General features: G+C 34.8%; 21 protein-coding genes, 1 tRNA gene and 4 pseudogenes. 6 read left to right on the top strand and 20 right to left on the bottom strand.

All coding sequences use genetic code 11. From position 1 onward, the window contains the following. Positions 1-69: 69 nt before the first annotated feature. A pseudogene (locus tag ACFELZ_RS00095) lies at positions 70-1,308 on the top strand (IS256 family transposase). Positions 1,309-1,494: 186 nt separating this feature from the next. Here the strand turns inward: ACFELZ_RS00095 and ACFELZ_RS00100 are convergent. Next, positions 1,495-1,806 (bottom strand): annotated as a pseudogene (locus tag ACFELZ_RS00100) (IS982 family transposase); the annotation flags it as partial. An 87-nt stretch (positions 1,807-1,893) separates the two neighbouring features. Here ACFELZ_RS00100 and ACFELZ_RS00105 point away from each other — a divergent pair. Then, positions 1,894-2,016: pseudogene (locus ACFELZ_RS00105) on the top strand (IS982 family transposase); the annotation flags it as partial. Between the two features lie 147 nt (positions 2,017-2,163). Here ACFELZ_RS00105 and ACFELZ_RS00110 read toward each other — a convergent pair. From ACFELZ_RS00110 to ACFELZ_RS00145, 8 genes and pseudogenes are all read right to left on the bottom strand, one after another. Continuing rightward, positions 2,164-2,793: a hypothetical protein gene (locus ACFELZ_RS00110; protein ID WP_341812166.1), complete on the bottom strand. Its 630-nt coding sequence runs from the start codon at positions 2,791-2,793 to the stop codon at positions 2,164-2,166. Positions 2,794-2,804: 11 nt separating this feature from the next. Beyond that, complete coding sequence (locus ACFELZ_RS00115; protein ID WP_375316235.1) at positions 2,805-3,734, bottom strand: patatin-like phospholipase family protein; 930 nt, start codon at positions 3,732-3,734, stop codon at positions 2,805-2,807. 8 nt (positions 3,735-3,742) lie between these two features. Then, positions 3,743-3,964 carry a hypothetical protein gene (locus tag ACFELZ_RS00120; RefSeq protein ID WP_375316236.1) on the bottom strand — a complete coding sequence of 74 codons (222 nt, stop codon included), beginning with the start codon at positions 3,962-3,964 and terminating at the stop codon, positions 3,743-3,745. 2 nt (positions 3,965-3,966) lie between these two features. After that, positions 3,967-4,521 (bottom strand): ankyrin repeat domain-containing protein, encoded by a 555-nt coding sequence (locus ACFELZ_RS00125; RefSeq protein WP_375316237.1) that lies wholly within the window; start codon positions 4,519-4,521, stop codon positions 3,967-3,969. A 26-nt stretch (positions 4,522-4,547) separates the two neighbouring features. Continuing rightward, the gene (locus tag ACFELZ_RS00130; RefSeq protein WP_375316238.1) at positions 4,548-5,165 is read right to left on the bottom strand and encodes a hypothetical protein; all 618 of its coding nucleotides are present in this window, start codon (positions 5,163-5,165) and stop codon (positions 4,548-4,550) included. 54 nt (positions 5,166-5,219) lie between these two features. Further along, positions 5,220-5,528, bottom strand: a pseudogene (locus tag ACFELZ_RS00135) (transposase); the annotation flags it as partial. An 18-nt stretch (positions 5,529-5,546) separates the two neighbouring features. After that, on the bottom strand, positions 5,547-6,005 hold the full coding sequence (locus ACFELZ_RS00140) for a transposase (RefSeq protein WP_375316683.1): 459 nt from the start codon (positions 6,003-6,005) through the stop codon (positions 5,547-5,549). Next, positions 5,948-6,313, bottom strand: a complete 366-nt coding sequence (locus tag ACFELZ_RS00145) for a transposase (RefSeq protein WP_375315821.1) — start codon at positions 6,311-6,313, stop codon at positions 5,948-5,950. The genes ACFELZ_RS00140 and ACFELZ_RS00145 overlap by 58 nt, the downstream gene beginning before the upstream one ends. Before the next feature lie 135 nt (positions 6,314-6,448). Between ACFELZ_RS00145 and dnaG the strand changes: the two genes are divergently transcribed. The 3 genes from dnaG to ACFELZ_RS00160 all read left to right on the top strand — a co-directional run bounded on the left by dnaG (position 6,449) and on the right by ACFELZ_RS00160 (position 9,670). Continuing rightward, on the top strand, positions 6,449-8,197 hold the full coding sequence (gene dnaG / locus ACFELZ_RS00150) for a DNA primase (RefSeq protein WP_375316239.1): 1,749 nt from the start codon (positions 6,449-6,451) through the stop codon (positions 8,195-8,197). 18 nt (positions 8,198-8,215) lie between these two features. Then, complete coding sequence (locus ACFELZ_RS00155) at positions 8,216-8,374, top strand: hypothetical protein (RefSeq protein WP_375315795.1); 159 nt, start codon at positions 8,216-8,218, stop codon at positions 8,372-8,374. A gap of 435 nt (positions 8,375-8,809) precedes the next feature. After that, positions 8,810-9,670, top strand: coding sequence for an IS982 family transposase (locus tag ACFELZ_RS00160; protein ID WP_375315786.1), 861 nt, complete (start codon positions 8,810-8,812; stop codon positions 9,668-9,670). 174 nt (positions 9,671-9,844) lie between these two features. Here the strand turns inward: ACFELZ_RS00160 and ispH are convergent, their stop codons facing one another. After that, entirely contained in the window at positions 9,845-10,774 is a 930-nt protein-coding gene (ispH, locus tag ACFELZ_RS00165) for a 4-hydroxy-3-methylbut-2-enyl diphosphate reductase (RefSeq protein ID WP_375316690.1), read from the bottom strand. A gap of 20 nt (positions 10,775-10,794) precedes the next feature. Here ispH and ACFELZ_RS00170 point away from each other — a divergent pair, with 20 nt between their 5' ends. After that, the gene (locus tag ACFELZ_RS00170; RefSeq protein WP_375316722.1) at positions 10,795-12,420 is read left to right on the top strand and encodes a peptidoglycan D,D-transpeptidase FtsI family protein; all 1,626 of its coding nucleotides are present in this window, start codon (positions 10,795-10,797) and stop codon (positions 12,418-12,420) included. A 2-nt stretch (positions 12,421-12,422) separates the two neighbouring features. Here ACFELZ_RS00170 and ACFELZ_RS00175 read toward each other — a convergent pair whose 3' ends face one another. The 10 genes from ACFELZ_RS00175 to ACFELZ_RS00220 form a co-directional block, all read right to left on the bottom strand. Next, on the bottom strand, positions 12,423-12,731 hold the full coding sequence (locus ACFELZ_RS00175; RefSeq protein ID WP_064125016.1) for a hypothetical protein: 309 nt from the start codon (positions 12,729-12,731) through the stop codon (positions 12,423-12,425). A 178-nt stretch (positions 12,732-12,909) separates the two neighbouring features. Next, positions 12,910-13,617 (bottom strand): isoprenoid biosynthesis glyoxalase ElbB, encoded by a 708-nt coding sequence (elbB, locus tag ACFELZ_RS00180; protein WP_375316240.1) that lies wholly within the window; start codon positions 13,615-13,617, stop codon positions 12,910-12,912. 218 nt (positions 13,618-13,835) lie between these two features. Next, a complete protein-coding gene (locus ACFELZ_RS00185; RefSeq protein WP_375316627.1) occupies positions 13,836-14,294 on the bottom strand; it encodes a transposase in 459 nt (152 codons plus the stop codon). Then, positions 14,237-14,602 carry a transposase gene (locus tag ACFELZ_RS00190; protein WP_375315821.1) on the bottom strand — a complete coding sequence of 122 codons (366 nt, stop codon included), beginning with the start codon at positions 14,600-14,602 and terminating at the stop codon, positions 14,237-14,239. Before ACFELZ_RS00190 ends, ACFELZ_RS00185 begins: the two co-directional genes overlap by 58 nt. Before the next feature lie 111 nt (positions 14,603-14,713). After that, positions 14,714-15,268, bottom strand: a complete 555-nt coding sequence (locus tag ACFELZ_RS00195; RefSeq protein WP_375316241.1) for a 5-formyltetrahydrofolate cyclo-ligase — start codon at positions 15,266-15,268, stop codon at positions 14,714-14,716. Beyond that, entirely contained in the window at positions 15,252-15,872 is a 621-nt protein-coding gene (locus ACFELZ_RS00200) for an oxidoreductase (RefSeq protein WP_353283230.1), read from the bottom strand. Before ACFELZ_RS00200 ends, ACFELZ_RS00195 begins: the two co-directional genes overlap by 17 nt. A gap of 95 nt (positions 15,873-15,967) precedes the next feature. Continuing rightward, complete coding sequence (locus ACFELZ_RS00205) at positions 15,968-17,110, bottom strand: SurA N-terminal domain-containing protein (protein WP_375316242.1); 1,143 nt, start codon at positions 17,108-17,110, stop codon at positions 15,968-15,970. 175 nt (positions 17,111-17,285) lie between these two features. Continuing rightward, a tRNA-Ser gene (locus ACFELZ_RS00210) sits at positions 17,286-17,376 on the bottom strand. Between the two features lie 133 nt (positions 17,377-17,509). Next, positions 17,510-18,016: an inorganic diphosphatase gene (ppa, locus tag ACFELZ_RS00215; RefSeq protein WP_375316243.1), complete on the bottom strand. Its 507-nt coding sequence runs from the start codon at positions 18,014-18,016 to the stop codon at positions 17,510-17,512. Positions 18,017-18,085: 69 nt separating this feature from the next. Continuing rightward, positions 18,086-18,478 carry a hypothetical protein gene (locus ACFELZ_RS00220; RefSeq protein ID WP_375316244.1) on the bottom strand — a complete coding sequence of 131 codons (393 nt, stop codon included), beginning with the start codon at positions 18,476-18,478 and terminating at the stop codon, positions 18,086-18,088. Positions 18,479-18,567 lie beyond the last annotated feature (89 nt).

Raw genomic sequence — 18,567 nt, forward strand, 5'->3', positions numbered from 1 at the left:
AATGTTCAAAAAAGTGTGTCAAACCGAAAAAAAAGTAATAAATTGATATAAAAAAATGGAGGTTTGACAATGAGTCAGAAAGTAGTAAACAGAACTAACGGATTGGTAGATTATAAAGAGTTGGAAACAAATATCCTGTCGTCTATACGAGAAGGAAGACCGTTGACAGGAAGGGAGGGAGCATTAACACCATTTATAAAAAAGCTGCTGGAGGCAAGTTTGGAAGGTGAAATAGAAAACCACTTATTAGCTGAAAGTGAAGAGAATAATCGAAGAAATGGGAGAAATGGAAAGACTTTACGGACAAGTGCCGGTTCATTTGAACTTTTGACGCCAAGGGATAGAGAAGGAAGTTTTGAGCCGCAAATAGTCAAAAAAAGGCAAACAAGCTTACATCCAGAGCTTGAAACGAAGATTTTGAGCACATTTGCCAGTGGTATGAGCTATAGAGATATAGCGTCACACGTTGAGGAAATTTATGATCACAAAATATCGGCGGCAGAGATATAAAGTATTACCGACAAATTACTGCCTATAATCAATGAATGGCGTAGTCGTCCACTGCAATCAGTATACCCGATAGTATTTATGGATGGGATGTTCTTTAAGGTCAAAGAGAATGGACATTGCGTAAGTAAATGTATGTACAATATATTGGGCATAGACCAAAATGGCAGAAAAGAAGTCCTGGGCTTTTATTTGGCTGAAAGTGAAGGAGCTAACTTTTGGTTGGGAGTGCTAAATGACCTCAAAGAAAGAGGAGTAGAAGATATTCTGATTGCATGTGTAGATGGGCTAAAAAGCTTTCCTGCAGCTATAAATAGTGCGTTTCCTAAAGCAGAAGTACAGCTATGTATAGTGCATCAGATAAGAAATTCACTAAAATATGTATCCAGCAAAGATGTGAAAGTTTTCATGAATGATTTGAAAAAAATATATCGTGCTACAAGTAAAGAAATTGCTGAAAATTACTTACTTGAGCTGGAAGAAAAATGGGGAGAAAAGTATCCTTTAGTTATAAAATCGTGGCAGAACAATTGGGAAAATTTATCTGGTTATTTCAAGTATTCTAGCCCAGTTAGAAGGCTAATTTACACCACAAATCCAATTGAGGGGCTGCACAGACAGATCAGAAAATTCACTAAAACCAAGGGCTCATTTACCAGCACAAATGCCTTGTATAAACAGGTATATTGTGCTATAAAGAAGGTAGAGCAAAAATGGACTATGGCTCTGCCTAATTGGGCTTTAACTATGTCTCAACTTGATATTTTCTTTCCAGATAGATTGAAAATTGAGTTGAACTAAAAATGCGGTTTGACACACTTTTTTGAACATTCCCTTTTAGATATTAAGTAATAAAGCTAGTAATTTATAGACTCTTCTAAAAGAACTATCTTATTTTAGATCAAAATTTCCCAAAAAATAAATGTAACAAACAAGATACCCACTTTAAATGGTGCTATATTGGGCCTTAACTTGACGCGTATGGTTTTCTGACTGTCCACAAAGCCAATGCAACAACATTGCTAAATGCCACAAAACCCTAGGCTTTAGAGCAACAAACCTGGTATATGAAGGTAACTTTGGAAACTCTGATTTGTAGAGCAACGTTAGGTAATGTAGATAGAAAGTTTTACACGGAGATTGTTGATATAGCAGGATTATTGTCATGATTTCGGAGTGCTCAATTTCCGTTGTTCTTGTGGGGTTTTTACCATTTGGCAGTAGTTTATCTGCAAAATTTTTCTCTATATCTCTGCAAAAATCATCGACCAAACAAAACAGTTTTGTTATATCTTCCATGGGTAACCTCATCTATTTTTTTATCACTGCTGAGTTTACCCTGTTTTCTTGCCTTTTCTATTCTCCTTTAATCCAGAATTCACGTTAGAAATTGAACACACTCGCCATAGATCCCCTGTTAATTTTTTGGTTCATATCTTTTCTACTCTCATTTCCTATTCCATCAAATCCAAAAAGCCTTCTATTTCCTATACTTTCTTCCTTCCTTAATCCAGAATTCGCGTTTTTGGAATATATTTATTAATAATTTGAGAAACGGCGCCCCCAGGGTAGCGAAGAGGAGACTTTACAAGCAAAATTTGTTTTCTTTTCTTTATTTGCTACACTGAAAATATGTCTGCATTAGAAGTTGCCAATCTATTCTCTGGAATTTTGTTTAGAATTTTCCGCTACTTGCTGAATCGATACATCTTGAATTTCTTCTTCCGGCTTGTTTGGTTCAGCTACTTCTTTAGATTCTGCTGCTAATTTGCGTTGTTTGATAAACTTCTTTAATGTTTTGACTGCAATAAAATTAATACTGAAAACACATGCAGAAGTTACTGCTAACGCTGCAAAAGGGGCTAAATTGAATGTCGGCAAAATTGCTATAATCGTGCCAGATGTCAATAAAAATGCTAATCTCTTGCTCCCGATTATCTTATTTTTCTTAACCTTTATAGGATTTAGTTTTTTTACTTTTGCTTTTAGCTTTTTGAAGCTTTTTTTGAACACGTTGCCTCTTTTCAGCTCTTTTTCTACGGGTTTTGTTTTTAAGCTTTTTATTTTTTCTTTTATTCCTTTTTTATCTTTTTTGACGTTTTCTGCTTTAGAGGTTACTTCCGAGCATAGGCTAGGTTTCATCACAATTTCAGAGAGCGGTTTTGGCTTATCGTTTGAAATTTTAGCTTCTTGACCCTTAGTCACAATTTTATGCTTTTTGGGCGAAATTATATTCTTTAAGCCCTTTTTCGCTTTTTTATATAAGTTCTTTATCTTGCTTGGCATTTTTACGTGAATTAAGATACGATATCGCAGAATTTATCTATTAATTCCTGGTTGTCCTCTATCATTGTATTTGCCTCTTGCTGCAGATATTTAATATTTTTGAATGTAATATTATCCATCTCAGCTGATGCTACTTTCAGTTGCGATTGTATTCGTATATATTTGTCACCTATTACTTGATCAAGCTGATAGTTTATTGCATCTAAACTTGAAGAAAACATCACATGTAGTAGTGGTTTTATCCACCCTATTCTTCCAAATCTCCTTGAATTAGCATACTTTATACTTCTATTTGTTCTTCCAGTACCTATTGATACCAGTACAATATCATCATTTGGAAACAACCTCTTGCCACTTGCATATGCACAAGCAGCTGGATTATTGGCAAATACCCCGCCATCCACTAATACTCTGTCTATCTGGTTGATTTTTAGATGTTTTGGTATGAAATACGTTGGTGCAGCTGTTGTAGCTCTGAGCGCGTCTTTTAGTTTAATAAAGTTTCTGTCTTCTCTCCAGCTTTTAAAGAAAAATGGGCAATTATTGTGAATGTCATAACTGGTAAGCAGTAGATTACTTGAAACATCAGCAATAGTACTTTTGCCGAAGTATTTATCGAGAATGAATTCTATGTTTTTATATGAGTATTGAGCACCATTTAGCCAAGAAGCGATTGACCTTCTCCAGAATGATGATTCAAAGATATATGATCCATATTGTTGATAAAGCTGGACCAAGTCATTTGTAGAGTATTGAGGTTTTCCTCGTTCATCTTTCTTGCATAACCCTGCTGCAACGATGCCACCTGTTGAAGTTCCTGCCATAAGATCAAAGATTTCAGCAATCGGTTTCTTTGCTCTCTTTTCTATTTCTGCTAATATTATGGCCGGTATGATGCCTCTTATGCCTCCGCCGTCAACGGATAAGATGTACTTTGTCATTGTGAAACTTAGTTGTGTTTGTGAATGGCTTCAAGTTCATTGACTTCTTCAGTGAGGTTTTTCACTCTCTCTTCAAGTCGATAGACTATTTCTATTAGTCCTTGGTTTTTTTCTATAAATTTATCATGGATGTGCACCCGTAAATCGAGCTTCGCCAACCACCAGATTACTGCTACGGTTTGGATTAACATGGTAATAATTACCGTAATTGGGATTTTTTGATTTTGCATGTTTATATTGCCGATAATAGCTTATTTTCGGATTTATTCTGATCCTCTGCTTCTGCAAGTAGCTTAATGATTTCCCTGTAAGGTTTATCTTTATTGTGCCTTGACCTTAATACAGCTACATCCCTTGGATTTTTTCCATCTTTATTTCTGATTGTAGGATTTGCACCTTTCTCCAATAAAAGCCTTATGATTTCTAAATCTCCTCGATATGCAGCATTGTGAAGTGCTGTACTTCCATACCCGTTGATAATATTTACATTAATTTCTTCGTTTATCAAAAACTTGACAACTTCTAAGCATCCTTCTCCTGCAGCATAATGTAATGTAGTAAGTTTAGAAATTTGCTTATCTATATCTAATAAATTTTTTACTGAAAACTTCACAATTTCTAAGTTACAATTTTCAGATGCAATCCGCAGTATTGTTTTATAATTGTCTGTAGCTTTTGCTTTCATATAGCAACAGGTAATAATAACACATACTACTGTTACTATAAACCACCAAAAGTGTAGCTTATTTCTTGAGTCTCTATTCATATTCAATACTTTTTTCAACATTAAACATTTGTTTTACTGATTTTCCCTTAACGTTTACTGATAGATGCTGATAATACAGTGCGATAACCTGAACTATCTAACACATGCTCTGCTCTGTCAATTATCCATTCACCGTCTATATCTTGATGAAACCCTAACAAGCTAAGTTTCGCCTCTGCAAATAGTTCTGGATCACCAGGCATAGTGATATCCAACACTGCATTATTTCGCTTGAGTTGTTTAATTTTAGCATTTGCTGCACTTAGTGCTGATTCTGCATTCGAATAAAGCGTTTGTATAATATAACTTGGACTACCAAAGCCAACTGTTTCTGATATAGTTTCACCTTTTTCATAGCTATGCCATTTTGCAATCACTGAGTTGTACCTGCTTACGGTAAAATGCACTTTCCAATTTATCGTGTCTTGAGGTCTAAGAGCTGTTGTTCCTAAAGCTTTTCCAGTTGCCGATTTTGCTTTGCCTTTTGGAATAAAAAGTATATATCCGCCAGCTAGCTTTGCCATTGCTTCACGCTCTGTTGCGATCTTTGTTAACAGACTTATATCACTTTCTTCTATTTGGTTAATATGTGGAATCAACACACTTGCAAATTCTTCTGCAACTCTGCACCCATATCCGTGTTTTTCTGCTATTTCCTTAACCAAGTTACCTAAAGTAATTTGATGCCATTCTTTAGATACTTTCTCCTATGATTGTTGTCAATAAGAAATTTCATATTTTGTAAAATCTTTAAAAACCCAGTTGTTTTTAAGAGTATAGAAAATAGTTGTGAGAAACTTCCTGGCAGCTGCAATAATAGCCTTAGCAGAACCACGCTTCTTCTTCACATGTTCGTAAAAACTTTTCAGGTAAGGACTATAACGTATAGCAATCCAAGTACACTGCACCAAAGAAGTACGTCCTATTTTTGATCCACGTTTGGTGATTCTTCCTATTGTGCATTGTTAATTAGATTGAGAAACTCGCGGTACAACTCCAAAATAAGCTGTCAGTTTTTCGGGATTACTAAGAGCCTGTCTTCAAACTCAAGAATGAGCTAATTTGTGAAGCATAATAGTGATCATATTAAAAAAGATGTTATTTTTTGAAGTGAGAGGAGAATGCTCATAATCCTTACTCATACGTCTAAAATTGGAGAGCCAAGCAAAGGTTCTCTCAACAATCCAACGTTTGGGAATAACCTGAAATCCTGTATCAACTATTTTCTTGGTAATCGTCAATAAACATCCAGTTTCCAATAAGCAGAGGTTTTGCAATTTACCTGTGTATCCTTGATCAGCAAAAAACTTATGTAATGTTGGAGCTTTGCATTTGGCTTGAACAAAAAGATTTGGTGCACCATCACGATCCTGAATGCTTGCACTTTGTACTTCAGCAGCAATTACAAGACCTACAGTATCTACAACGATGTGGCGCTTTCTACCCTTTACTTTCTTGCCAGCATCATATCCTCTGGATCCCCTTTTTGAGTAGTTTTTACTGATTGGCTATCTATTATTCCCACTGATGGAGTTTCATTCTTACCAATTATCTCTCTTACTTTTTTAACTAGAAAATCATGAATCTCTTGCCATATTCCACTTTTTTTCAATCGCGAATTACAACTATACACTGTTTTCCATGGTGGAAAATCTTTAGGCAGTTGTCTCCATTGACATCCTGTTCTCATCATATAGCGGATTGCGTTAATAATTGTTCTAATACTATGTTTTCTTGGTCTGCCGGTCTTTTTAGGTTCAAAATATAGCTCTATTATCTTCCATTCTTTGTCACTTATATCGCTTGGGTACATTTAAAATATATCTTATAACACACTTCTTAACTCCTTTCTACTTAGTTTGAAGACAGGCTCTAAAGCTTGAAATAAATTTCGAGTCAGATGTGTATAAATTCTATATAATTTTTATCCTACTACTAATTCAATAAGATGGATCACATAGATATTATAAAATCAAAATTATTATTATCTGACATAGTAGGTAAAAAAGTCAGGCTAATAAAAAGAGGAGATAGTTTTGTTGGGCTCTGTCCATTTCATAACGAAAAAACCCCATCTTTTTCGGTGAGCAATACTAAGGGGTTATATTACTGTTTTGGTTGTTCAGCTAGTGGTGATGCATTTGAATTTATTTCACAAACTGAAGGATTAAGCTTTAAAGAAGCATTGGAAAGATTAGCATCGGTTACAGGTGTTGAACTGCCCAAAAGTCTTAGTATTACAAAAGGGGACAATAAACTATTTTTAGCGCTTGATTTAGCTGCAAATTGGTTTGCACAAAAAGATCAGGGCGTTGTAGATTATTTAAAGCAGCGCAAGATTTTACCTGAAATCATAGATAAATTTAAGATAGGTTATGCACCAAGCTCTGGTTTGAAAGAGTATTTAAACTCTTCAGGTATTGAAGACAAAATTTTAATTGATATTGGATTAGTAAACAAAAATTTTCATGATTATTTTTATGACCGGCTGATATTTCCTATATACAACATTGCAGGAAGAGTTATTGGTTTTGGCGGACGTGCGCTGAGTTCTGAGCAACAGCCAAAATATTTAAATAGCCCAGAGAGTCAGCTCTTCAAGAAGAGGGAGAATTTATACGGATTAAACTTTGCTTTAAGCGAAATACGTAAAAAACAGCACATATTTGTTGTTGAAGGATATATGGACACTATAGCGCTACATCAAGCGGGAATTAGTAATGCAGTTGCTCCACTTGGTACCGCAATTTCTGCAGAACAGATAAAAAATCTATGGAGATTTGCTAAAGAAATCTCCATCTGTATGGATGGCGATAGTGCTGGACGTCATGCTGCTACCCGAGTTGCAGAACTTGCTCTGCCAATATTAGAGCCTGGATACACGTTAAAGTTTGTGACTTTGCCGAGTAATAAAGATCCATACGATATATGTAACGAACTGGCATACAAGAAAGAAGGCGTGTTGACTGCTCTTGACCATTCAACAAAACTGCATTCTGAATATTTATGGCATCACATAATCGATAGCAACTTGCAAAATTATGAAAAACTTGCTCCGGAAAAATATTCAATTCTTGAGCACAAGTTCATGGAATATGTAAATACTATTAGCAACAGCAGTATTAGAAGGTATTATAGAGATTATTTTTACAATAAGGCTAGTGAACTAAGAAGTAGCTTCAAAAAACAGATTTTTAATAGTAAAACTAGAGCAACAAAAGGTGAGTATCTTCATAACAAATCTCCAGAGCTAATTGAGGCAGAGCAAAATCAGGCCATAATTTTGCGTATAGCCGTAGAATTTCCTGAAATCTTGAACCGTCCTATATTTTTTGAGCAATTTTCTCATTTTGAATTTACTAATGAGATGAAAAGATTACAACAGCGTGTAATTGATGTAATAAGTAACAAAAGCAAACTTGGTAAAGAGGCTTTGTTACAAGAATTGAAACAGTTTGACGTTATAAAGTATGTATTTGAAAAAACTAGTGTACTAAATAGCCAGCTGAACGAGAGAAAATCTGCAGAAATTGTGTGGAATAATATAGTGTTACTAAAAGAATTAAATGCGTTACGAAAAGAAAGAACCGAAGCGAGGCTGAGCGGTAATCTTGACTTAGAGGAAAGGTTGATAGAACAAATAGAGCAAATAGAAAGTAATATACAAGAAATGCAAATGGAGTTTATTGAAAAGTAGAGCTGTTATAAAAAGTTTATGCCAAATTCCAATAAATGTAGAGTTTTAATGAACATAGGACAGGCTAATGAATTTATAAAGGACAGTTTACAAATTGAAATTGATAGTGTGGAAGTGTGCCGTAGAGATGCAAAGGATGTTTGTATAGAACAAGCTAGTGCAAAAGCTACGCAATAGATGAGGGAGGGCCCCTCGGAGCCGGTTTACAAGAGCAGGCTTCAAACTACCATAAGCTGCTTTGGTCAAGAGTCAAGGTAGTGAGCGTTATGGAAAAGGCGCAATTATGCGTCATGTATGAAATAGGAAGGCGAATGAAAATGAACCACTGAAGAAGTGTCGAAATTTCCATGAACGACATTAAAACTAAGTGCTTTCTACACACTTAGGATAAATCTATCGGGAGCTTGTTTACTGGATAGGTAGTGTCCGGCATAGAGGTGGCGCGAATCTATTTTTGGCTATTGTGTAGAACTACGGGAACCTGTCGTTACGATGATAAGGGAGAAATCCAAGGAGCTAAACTTCAAACGTGAATTCTGGATTAAAGGAGAATAGAAGAGGCAAGAAAACAGGGTAAACTCAGCAGTGATAAAAAAATAGATGAGGTTACCCATGGAAGATATAACAAAACTGTTTTGTTTGGTCGATGATTTTTGCAGAGATATAGAGAAAAATTTTGCAGATAAACTACTGCCAAATGGTAAAAACCCCACAAGAACAACGGAAATTGAGCACTCCGAAATCATGACAATAATCCTGCTATATCAACAATCTCCGTGTAAAACTTTCTATCTACATTACCTAACGTTGCTCTACAAATCAGAGTTTCCAAAGTTACCTTCATATACCAGGTTTGTTGCTCTAAAGCCTAGGGTTTTGTGGCATTTAGCAATGTTGTTGCATTGGCTTTGTGGACAGTCAGAAAACACTGGAATTTCATATATAGACACAACTCCCATTGCAGTTTGTCATGCAAAAAGAATATCCAAAAACAAAGTTTTTGCTGGAATTGCAAAATTAAGCAAGAGCACTTACGGCTGGTTTTTTGGTTTCAAATTACATATGGTAATCAATGAAAATGTTGAAATTCATGCACTTACGCTAACAAAAGGCAATGTTGATGATAGGATACCTGTGCCAAATCTGACGGAAAAATTAATCGGTCTTTTGTTTGGTGACAAAGGTTATATTGCAAAAGAGCTTTTTCAGAAGCTGTTTGACCGAGGTTTGAAACTTGTTACCAAGGTGAAAAAAGGTATGAAAAATACATTGATTTCGCTAAATGAGAAGATTTTACTGAGAAAAAGGTCTATCATTGAGACTGTTTTTGGTTACCTAAAAAATAGACTAGAAATTGAACACACTCGCCATAGATCCCCTGTTAATTTTTTGGTTCATATCTTTTCTACTCTCATTTCCTATTCCATCAAATCCACAAAGCCTTCTATTTCCTATACTTTCTTCCTTCCTTAATCCAGAATTCGCGTTTTTGGGGGAATTAAAAGCATATAGCTAAACTGACTTAGGCTTACCAACAACCGTCATCCCGCTACTTGTTAGCGCCGCGGCGGTATGACGTCTTAGCTATAGATGCTGGTTTGTGTGCTCCAAGTAATTTCAAGAGAAGCTTAGTAGATAAGTTGTGTTTTAAACCAGATTCGGTATTTTAAACTGAACATTTTCAATAATACCACCTGGCATAACTGAAATTTTTACACTCAGGTTTACTTTTAGGTAGTCCATTAATTCATCAACCAACATGTCAGGAGCAGAAGCACCTGCAGTGATTCCTATCTTTTCTACGCCCTGAAACCAGCTTTTATTCACACAGCTGTAATTATCAATTAAGTAGGCTCTTTTTCCTCTGGCAGTGCACAGATCTAATAAGCGGTTTGAATTTGAGCTATTTTTACTTCCTACAACTAACACCATGTCTACAATTTCAGCTAGCTTTTTAACAGCATTTTGTCTGTTTTGCGTTGCATAGCATATGTCCTTTAAATCTGGACCTGTTATGCTTGTAAACCTGAGCTTCAGGGCAACAATAATTTCACGGGTATCGTCGATGCTTAACGTGGTTTGTGTAACATAAGATAAATTATCTGGATCTTTAACTTTTAAATTGCGTACATCCTGCACAGTTTGCACTAAAATGATAGGATTATTTACTCTTCCTCTAATTCCCTTAACTTCTGGATGGTTTTCATGCCCAATGAGAATTAATTCTTTACCACTGTTTTCATACCTTTTTGCCTCTTTATGCACTTTGCTGACTAAAGGACATGTTGCATCAATCACTTGAATACCCTTTCTTTTTGCCTTATCTTCTATATTTTTTGATACTCCGTGCGCGCTGAAGATCAGTATTCCTCCATTATCTTCAATTTCCTCGATACTGTTCACAAAAACCACTCCTTGTTTCTTAAAGTCCTCTACTATATATTTATTGTGAACAATTTCGTGTAGCACATAAACTTGGCACTTGTTTTTGTATTTTTCTAAAGTAATAGCTAATATGTCCACAGCTCTTTTTACCCCGGCACAAAAACCTCGCGGCTCAGCTAAGATAATTTCCATTTTTGTCAAATCAAGTAAATATGCAAGCATTACTTAAAAATAAGCTCCGCTCACTGTGTTTTATAGTACCATTATTTACGTTTTATATAATAATTATTTTTCGCATATTCTCTTTAACATTTGATCAACCTACTACTTCAGAAAATTTTAGAAAAGATAATACAGTATATAAACAACCTGATATTTTAGATAGAAATGGAGTGGTAATAGCAACAAATGTGCCCACAACATCACTATATACAGATGCAACCAAAGTAAAGAATCCGGAAAGTATAGCAGCACAACTGTGTTCTATTTTGAATGATCTTGAATACGAGAATTCATATAGAGTACTTACTTCAAAAAAGAAATTTGCTTGGGTAAAGCGGCACTTGACTCCAAAAGAACTGTTAGCAATAAAAAATGCCGGCGTGCCAGGAATAAACTTCTATAACGATGTAAAACGTATATATCCTCACAGTAATTTATTTTCACACGTGCTTGGTTACACTGACATAGATGGCAACGGTATTGCAGGAGTTGAGGCATATATAAGTAAAAACAAACAATATTCTGTTATCCAAGTAGCTGACACTGGGGTCCAGAAAAAAAATACGTGGATTCCAGCATTACGCGCTGGAATAACACCTTACCAGGGTATTCAACTATCCTTAGATACACGAGTGCAAAGCATAGTGCATGAAGAGCTAACTAAAGCTGTAAGCAGATATCAGGCACTTGGCGGAGTAGGAATTGTTTTAAATGTGAGAAATAGTGAAGTCATCTCGATGGTCAGTCTACCTGATTTTAATCCTAACCTACAGAATAAGGCGGAAGACGTACAAAAGTTTAATCGCGCCAGTCTTGGGGTGTATGAGATGGGGTCGGTATTAAAATTCTTTACAATAGCCGCAGCGCTTGATGCAAACGTTACAAAAACTAGCGATTTATATGACGTATCAACACCAATCACCATTGGAAAGTATAAAATTCAGGATTTTCACAAATCTAAAATTCCAAAAATTACTGTGCAAGATATATTTGTAAAATCATCCAACATTGGTGCAGCAAAAATTGCAGTCAAATTAGGTATTGAAAAACAGGTAGAATACTTTAAAGCTATGAAGCTATTTTCTCCTTTAAAAATAGAAATACCAGAAAAATCTACACCGATAATCCCGGATAAATGGAGTGAAAACACTTTAATAACAGCATCTTATGGTTATGGTATAGCTGTAACTCCTATACATCTTGCACAAACTGCAGCAGCATTAATCAACAATGGGATATTTCATAACGCAACCTTGATGTTGAATAAAAGAAGTATAGGAGAGCAAATTATCTCAAGAAGAACCTCCAGGGAAATGAGAAAATTATTACGCGCAGCAGTAACAGATGGCACTGGCAGAAAAGCAAAAATGAAGGCATATTCAATAGGAGGAAAAACTGGATCGGCGGAAAAAGTTGTAGATGGTAAATATAGCAAAGATGCAAACATAGCGTCATTTATAGGAGTGCTAACTATGCTTGACCCAAGGTATATAGTGCTAATTGCTATTGATGAACCTCAAGGAATGCACCACACCGGGGGAATAATTGCTGCGCCTATAGTAAAGAACATTATAAATAGAATAGCACCTATACTAAATGTTACACCTGAGATATAAAATTATGATTGCTTTACTATAACTTCAAATCTATCATTGCCAAAATCCTTATTAATATACCAAGAACCATCATCTTTAGTTACAAATTCAAGACCTTTAAGATTTCTTTTCATTGTCTTTCCATTTTGACCATCGATAGCGATATTAATATCGAATGTAATAACGTCTAGATTTATCATAGCTTCTTTCCCGCTGCACGAATTTAGACTGAACTTGCCTAACATGACATCATTAAAACTCACTTCCCCTGTATAGACATCACACTGACCGTCCACACAACACGTAGTTTCAATATAGAAAAGGTCTGACATATAAAATACCTTGCGTTTATAAAAAAAGAGCTAAATATATATAGCTAGTCCAGCCCTACGCCACGCCGCTAACAAGTAATAGTCGTAAACCTAGAGCACTTTAGCTATATAACCATAATACAGCTAGGAATGTAAAATTCAACAGTTAATTGTGTAAGGAAGTCTAAATTACTACATCTTAGAGGAATGGCTGTTTAGTTTTTTTGTTAATCTTTTTTACCATGCTGTCAATCATATGCTTTATCCCTTGATATACAGAGTATATACTTTCGTCGCTACGCATATAAGCAGAACAGGAAAATACATTATGTTCTTCGTCTTCTATTGATAACCCTGTATCACACTTTATGTGTTCACCACCAAGCTTCTCTATCAACTGTTCTCTGTCATCTCCTATAGTTACCTTAACCTTACTTTCTTCTTTACCTATCTTGCTACTTAAAATTGAAACAATGATGGCTGGAGATATGCATATCGCTCCTATCGGCTTTTTTGTAACAAAAAATTCTGAAACTAATCTTTCAAATTCAGGCATTACTGTCACCATGTCTTTATTTTCAGCTAAGTCAGACAAATTTTTTGCAACCCCGTATCCACCAGGTACAACTAGCATGTCAAAATTTTCAGCTTTGGCTTCTTTTAAGTCATATATTTCCCCTCTTGCGATTCTTGCAGCTTCTGCAAGTACATTCCTTTTTTCTTTTGTTGCCTCTTTTGTTTTATGATTCATAACTTGTGTGATATTGATATCAGGTGCAAAGCATTTAACATCCACTTCCTGCTGATCAAGCACAAGCAAACTTAAAACCGCTTCTCTTACCTCTGCACCGTCAAGGTGACCACACCCTGATAAAACCACAGCAGCTTTTAATTTTTTTTCACCCATAAAGTACCTTAATTTCATGTAATCTAGATATTTTAATACAAATTCTATATTTGGGAAGGGGTAAATTATTTCATACTAATTACAATATAATTAATAATTATTATGTATAATCAAACATATTTGTAGTTAATGGAGTTTGATATGGCCCTTGAAGAAGATGATGATGAATTTTTTGACGCTCAAATTGACCATCAGGAACTAAGAGCCTGTCTTCAAACTCAAGAATGAGCTAATTTGTGAAGCATAATAGTGATCATATTAAAGAAGATGTTGTTTTTTGAAGTGAGAGGAGAATGCTCATAATCCTTACTCATACGTCTAAAATTGGAGAGCCAAGCAAAGGTTCTCTCAACAATCCAACGTTTGGGAATAACCTGAAATCCTGTATCAACTATTTTCTTGGTAATCGTCAATAAACATCCAGTTTCCAATAAGCAGAGGTTTTGCAATTTACCTGTGTATCCTTGATCAGCAAAAAACTTATGTAATGTTGGAGCTTTGCATTTGGCTTGAACAAAAAGATTTAGTGCACCATCAAGATCCTGAATGCTTGCACTTTGTACTTCAGCAGCAATTACAAGACCTACAGTATCTACAACGATGTGGCGCTTTCTACCCTTTACTTTCTTGCCAGCATCATATCCTCTGGATCCCCTTTTTGAGTAGTTTTTACTGATTGGCTATCTATTATTCCCACTGATGGAGTTTCATTCTTACCAATTATCTCTCTTACTTTTTTAACTAGAAAATCATGAATCTCTTGCCATATTCCACTTTTTTTCAATCGCGAATTACAACTATACACTGTTTTCCATGGTGGAAAATCTTTAGGCAGTTGTCTCCATTGACATCCTGTTCTCATCATATAGCGGATTGCGTTAATAATTGTTCTAATACTATGTTTTCTTGGTCTACCGGTCTTTTTAGGTTCAAAATATAGCTCTATTATCTTCCATTCTTTGTCACTTATATCGCTTGGGTACATTTAAAATATATCTTATAACACACTTCTTAACTCCTTTCTACTTAGTTTGAAGACAGGCTCTCAGGTCCTCACTATATGGCTTGCCATCATTCTACCTTAATTAAAGCAGTATTATACCTTTTTACACTCCTTTGAGGAAACCTTATTTCGGTTAGCTATAACACACATCTCAGTGATTATAATATCCAATTTTTGATCATGTTTTTCTACAGGTAAATCTTTACAATATTGTTTCTCATAGGCTACACCTATAAATATTTTTCCAAGCGGCCGTAATTTTTTTATCATTGTATCATACCAACCACCGCCAAAACCTAATCTATTAAAATGATTATCAAAAGCGACAACAGGAGTAATGATTGTGTCGGGAATTACATCTTCATTTGTTTCGTTCCATCCCTTAAATCTTAGCAACTGATTTTTATCAGGAATTGCTACTTTATAACCCAAATAGAGCAAACGACACATCAAAGGGACAACATTTATTTCCCCATCCATTGGAATGTAAGCCGCAATTGTTTTGCCTTTAACGTAACTTAAGTTCTGATTAAAGAGATTAATAAGGGAACTTGCCGCATAATTGGAATAACTTTCATCAATATCTTTTCTTATAGCTCTATATTGCTCTCTTATTTCCTTTTTGTGCTGTTTAATATCTTTGAACATGATCTATCCATTTCGCAGTGAGTTTTTCTTGTAAACTATTTTGCTTTAAGCGCTCACTTAAAAAATCAAAGTCAATAAATTCCATATCCTGGTCTTGATTACTGCAACTATAAACAAAACTCCTTTCTCCTGTTTCCGTATTTATATGTTGCTGAACACACTGAGCGCAGATTTCTTTCATCATACACTGCATAGGAGAATTAACTGACGATATTGCTATGTGACTTGACTTCAGATATGGCTTTAAAATTGTTTTTCTAGCTTCATTCACAGCTTTCATCATTTTATCAGAACCAATAGTGATAATTTTATCTATAGCGTTCAAATTAATACCTAATCTTCCTTGTTGATAAGAGACTATTGCATCAACTATATTACCATGAAAGGATTTATCTTGATCTCTGCTTGTTTCTATCAATCCTTCTTCACATGCCCAAACTACCGCATTTGATGCACGCTCTATCAGTGCTCGTTTAAATACATCACTTAACTTCTTATAGCCAGCGAAGTACAAAACCTTGTTATTATTTTCAAGACATGCCTTCCCTATCGAAAATAACACTGCATTTCCAACTCCACCACCAATTAGCATTATATTCTTCATGTGCTATTTTAACTATATTTGTTCAAATTTTTTGAAATTTTATAGAACAAAGTAATTTTCGTACACAAAGACAGAGACAAGGACACTCTCTGACTTCAACTATACCGATAACTGACAGCTGAATTTTTACGCATATCATCTAATAACAAGTTGCTTTGTATCATAATCTGTTGGTACATCTGCTGTTTAATTGCTTCTATATCCGCTGCATTACTCTTGATATCACACAACATCATTAACTTTGCAGTGCCATTTTCTCTTAATTCTACTATTTCATTCACACTTGTTTTACTAAATAAAATCTGTAAATCAGGATTTAAATCTCGCATTTTTATTTCAAACTCTTTTGCGTTTGGCAACTTAAAATCATCTGCTAATTTGTCAAAATTTAAACAATTGACCTTTTGCTCTTTAAAATTATCCAATAAACTTTCTGAACCCTCAACCACAATCTGTTTTAATTTTAAAGTGCTTTCCAGCAGTGCATAATTAAGTTGTACCTTGTCTATGACTTTTATAATAGAGTAACCTTCACTGAAACTGAATGGACCTGCTATATCGCCGGTTTCTAGTCTTTCTAAAACGCTCTTAAGTTTATCTTTGAGCTGACTTAAATTAACTGTTGCTTTACGCATCTTTATTGGAGATTCCGGGTTATTACTATTACGTAATTTTTTTACTAAATCTTCAGCTATGCCATAAACATCCTTGTCTTTTTGATCAGGAATTATAAACTCTTGGAACGTGATAAGATAATCCGGCTTTTCTGTTTGCCTTTTTACATCATCTACTTCTTTATCGCTTATACTAATAAGTGGCACAATTCTTACTTCAATAATTTTGCTCCATAGTAACTGACATTTTATTTGTTTTCTTAAAATACTAAGATCTATATTATGCTTTTTTATGTATTGATCAACTTCATTAGCCTTAAGTTTAAAACTTTGGGTTAAAAATAATATGATAGCATTATCTAACTCCTCGTTGCTCAATTTTATATTCAGCCTCTGCGCTTCATTGATAATAATAATTTCGTCTATTAGTTCCCTAAGAATTTGAGGTTTTGCTTCTTTTTGATTAACACTTTGAGTGCCAAACAATGAATTTATAAAGTTGATGCGTTTTTCGATATCTAAATTTGAAATTGGCTCACCATTTACATCTGCAACAATTTCAATCTCGGTTGCAAGCAACCTAAGTGGCAACACTATCAACAGTAAAATTAGTATTTTATGCATATAAGTAAGGTTAACAACCAATTCTATAATAAATACTGAGTCAACGCTAGCCAACTTTTTAATAGCTATCTAAGCAAAGACAGAAATAAAAACCATTGCAACAAGATCAGGTACATATCTAAACAGGCTAAAAACATGCCAATATAGCGAATTCAGACCGTGCTAAAACAGTATACGGAAGGAGAGGGATTCGAACCCTCGATACGACTTTTCAATCGTATAACGGTTTAGCAAACCGCCGCCTTCAGCCGCTCGGCCACCCTTCCAAATTTAGAACCTAAAGATTATATAATACCAAGACCTCTACCGCCTGTCTAATGCTTTTAATTGCAATATTTACCCATTAAAAACAACAACATTTTTCCGAATAACTGTAATTCCAGGCTAAATCAACGTAAACTAATTTCTGCTTTTTTCAATGATTTTCTTTGCTTCTTCTATACCAACCCATTCTCCAACTGCTACCGTTTTTCCCTTTTCTAGATCTTTATAATGAGAAAAGAAATGAGCAATTTTATCTAATAGGTTTTTAGATAAGTCAGAATAGTCCTTTATATTGTCATAATAGCTATCAACACTGGAAACAGGCACAGCTAATATTTTTTCATCTTCCCCTTTTTCATCTTTAGTGAGTAATGCGCCTATTGGACGCACCGATATTAAAACACTAGATGCTAAGGGAAATTGAGTTAGCACCAAAACATCCACAGGATCACCATCACCCGCATGGGTATTTGGTATAAACCCATAATTGCAAGGATAAGTCATTGAGGTAGATAAAAATCTGTCAACTTGTAACAACCCAAGCTCTTTATTAAATTCATACTTTACAGGCTCAGCATTTGCACTTATTTCAATTACCACATTCACCGCATTTGGTCCCGCTGTTATTTTACTTAAATCCATAAATCACCTCTTAACTTAAGAATAAGCATTATACAATATGTGCTTTTAAGTTGCTACATTTATGTAGTTCTAAGCTTGTTTTGCATGGGGCTGTTCTAAATTTTCATTCGTCATTCCATTGACTGTTGAAAGCGGTGGTTCCTGTGGTGATTTCAATGATTGAAATAAAGCATACACTATTACAATAGTAAGCACCGCAGCAATTGCTAGATTAGTAATGTTGTCTTGTGGCAAAATATTTTTCATTGAGTTGAACAATTTTTGCTCCATAAGGAAATAATCAGCAACATATAACCCAACAGATAATACAAACATACCTAAAATAAGTTTACAGACTGTGTTTCTGTATTCCATGTGTTTTGTTTCTTGTCTAGTTACGCAATATGCATTTCTATCTACTATCCTTTCAAATTCAAACCTATCTTGATTTTTGAGCAACTCTTTTGGAATATTATATGACATATTTGCATAGTGTGTATGGTACGATGGATAAATGTAAGAATTTTCAACACATTTACAATGATAATAAGGAGGTAATGTTGACCTATTAA

The organism is Wolbachia endosymbiont (group A) of Colletes cunicularius, assembly GCF_964264715.1.
In the GTDB taxonomy this organism is placed as follows: Bacteria; Pseudomonadota; Alphaproteobacteria; order Rickettsiales; family Anaplasmataceae; genus Wolbachia.

Bases quoted from the DNA above. Each gene is read 5' to 3' on its own strand.
- ACFELZ_RS00110 (WP_341812166.1), bottom strand. From the start codon at position 2,793: ATGCCAAGCAAGATAAAGAACTTATATAAAAAAGCGAAAAAGGGCTTA.
- ACFELZ_RS00205 (WP_375316242.1), bottom strand. From the start codon at position 17,110: ATGCATAAAATACTAATTTTACTGTTGATAGTGTTGCCACTTAGGTTG.
- ACFELZ_RS00200 (WP_353283230.1), bottom strand. From the start codon at position 15,872: ATGAAGAATATAATGCTAATTGGTGGTGGAGTTGGAAATGCAGTGTTA.
- ACFELZ_RS00175 (WP_064125016.1), bottom strand. From the start codon at position 12,731: ATGTCAGACCTTTTCTATATTGAAACTACGTGTTGTGTGGACGGTCAG.
- dnaG (WP_375316239.1), top strand. From the start codon at position 6,449: ATGGATCACATAGATATTATAAAATCAAAATTATTATTATCTGACATA.
- ACFELZ_RS00160 (WP_375315786.1), top strand. From the start codon at position 8,810: ATGGAAGATATAACAAAACTGTTTTGTTTGGTCGATGATTTTTGCAGA.
- ACFELZ_RS00115 (WP_375316235.1), bottom strand. From the start codon at position 3,734: ATGACAAAGTACATCTTATCCGTTGACGGCGGAGGCATAAGAGGCATC.
- ACFELZ_RS00155 (WP_375315795.1), top strand. From the start codon at position 8,216: ATGCCAAATTCCAATAAATGTAGAGTTTTAATGAACATAGGACAGGCT.
- elbB (WP_375316240.1), bottom strand. From the start codon at position 13,617: ATGGGTGAAAAAAAATTAAAAGCTGCTGTGGTTTTATCAGGGTGTGGT.
- ACFELZ_RS00170 (WP_375316722.1), top strand. From the start codon at position 10,795: ATGCAAGCATTACTTAAAAATAAGCTCCGCTCACTGTGTTTTATAGTA.
- ACFELZ_RS00145 (WP_375315821.1), bottom strand. From the start codon at position 6,313: ATGTACCCAAGCGATATAAGTGACAAAGAATGGAAGATAATAGAGCTA.
- ACFELZ_RS00125 (WP_375316237.1), bottom strand. From the start codon at position 4,521: ATGTTGAAAAAAGTATTGAATATGAATAGAGACTCAAGAAATAAGCTA.
- ACFELZ_RS00195 (WP_375316241.1), bottom strand. From the start codon at position 15,268: ATGTTCAAAGATATTAAACAGCACAAAAAGGAAATAAGAGAGCAATAT.
- ACFELZ_RS00120 (WP_375316236.1), bottom strand. From the start codon at position 3,964: ATGCAAAATCAAAAAATCCCAATTACGGTAATTATTACCATGTTAATC.
- ppa (WP_375316243.1), bottom strand. From the start codon at position 18,016: ATGGATTTAAGTAAAATAACAGCGGGACCAAATGCGGTGAATGTGGTA.
- ACFELZ_RS00220 (WP_375316244.1), bottom strand. From the start codon at position 18,478: ATGTCATATAATATTCCAAAAGAGTTGCTCAAAAATCAAGATAGGTTT.
- ACFELZ_RS00190 (WP_375315821.1), bottom strand. From the start codon at position 14,602: ATGTACCCAAGCGATATAAGTGACAAAGAATGGAAGATAATAGAGCTA.
- ispH (WP_375316690.1), bottom strand. From the start codon at position 10,774: ATGGAAATTATCTTAGCTGAGCCGCGAGGTTTTTGTGCCGGGGTAAAA.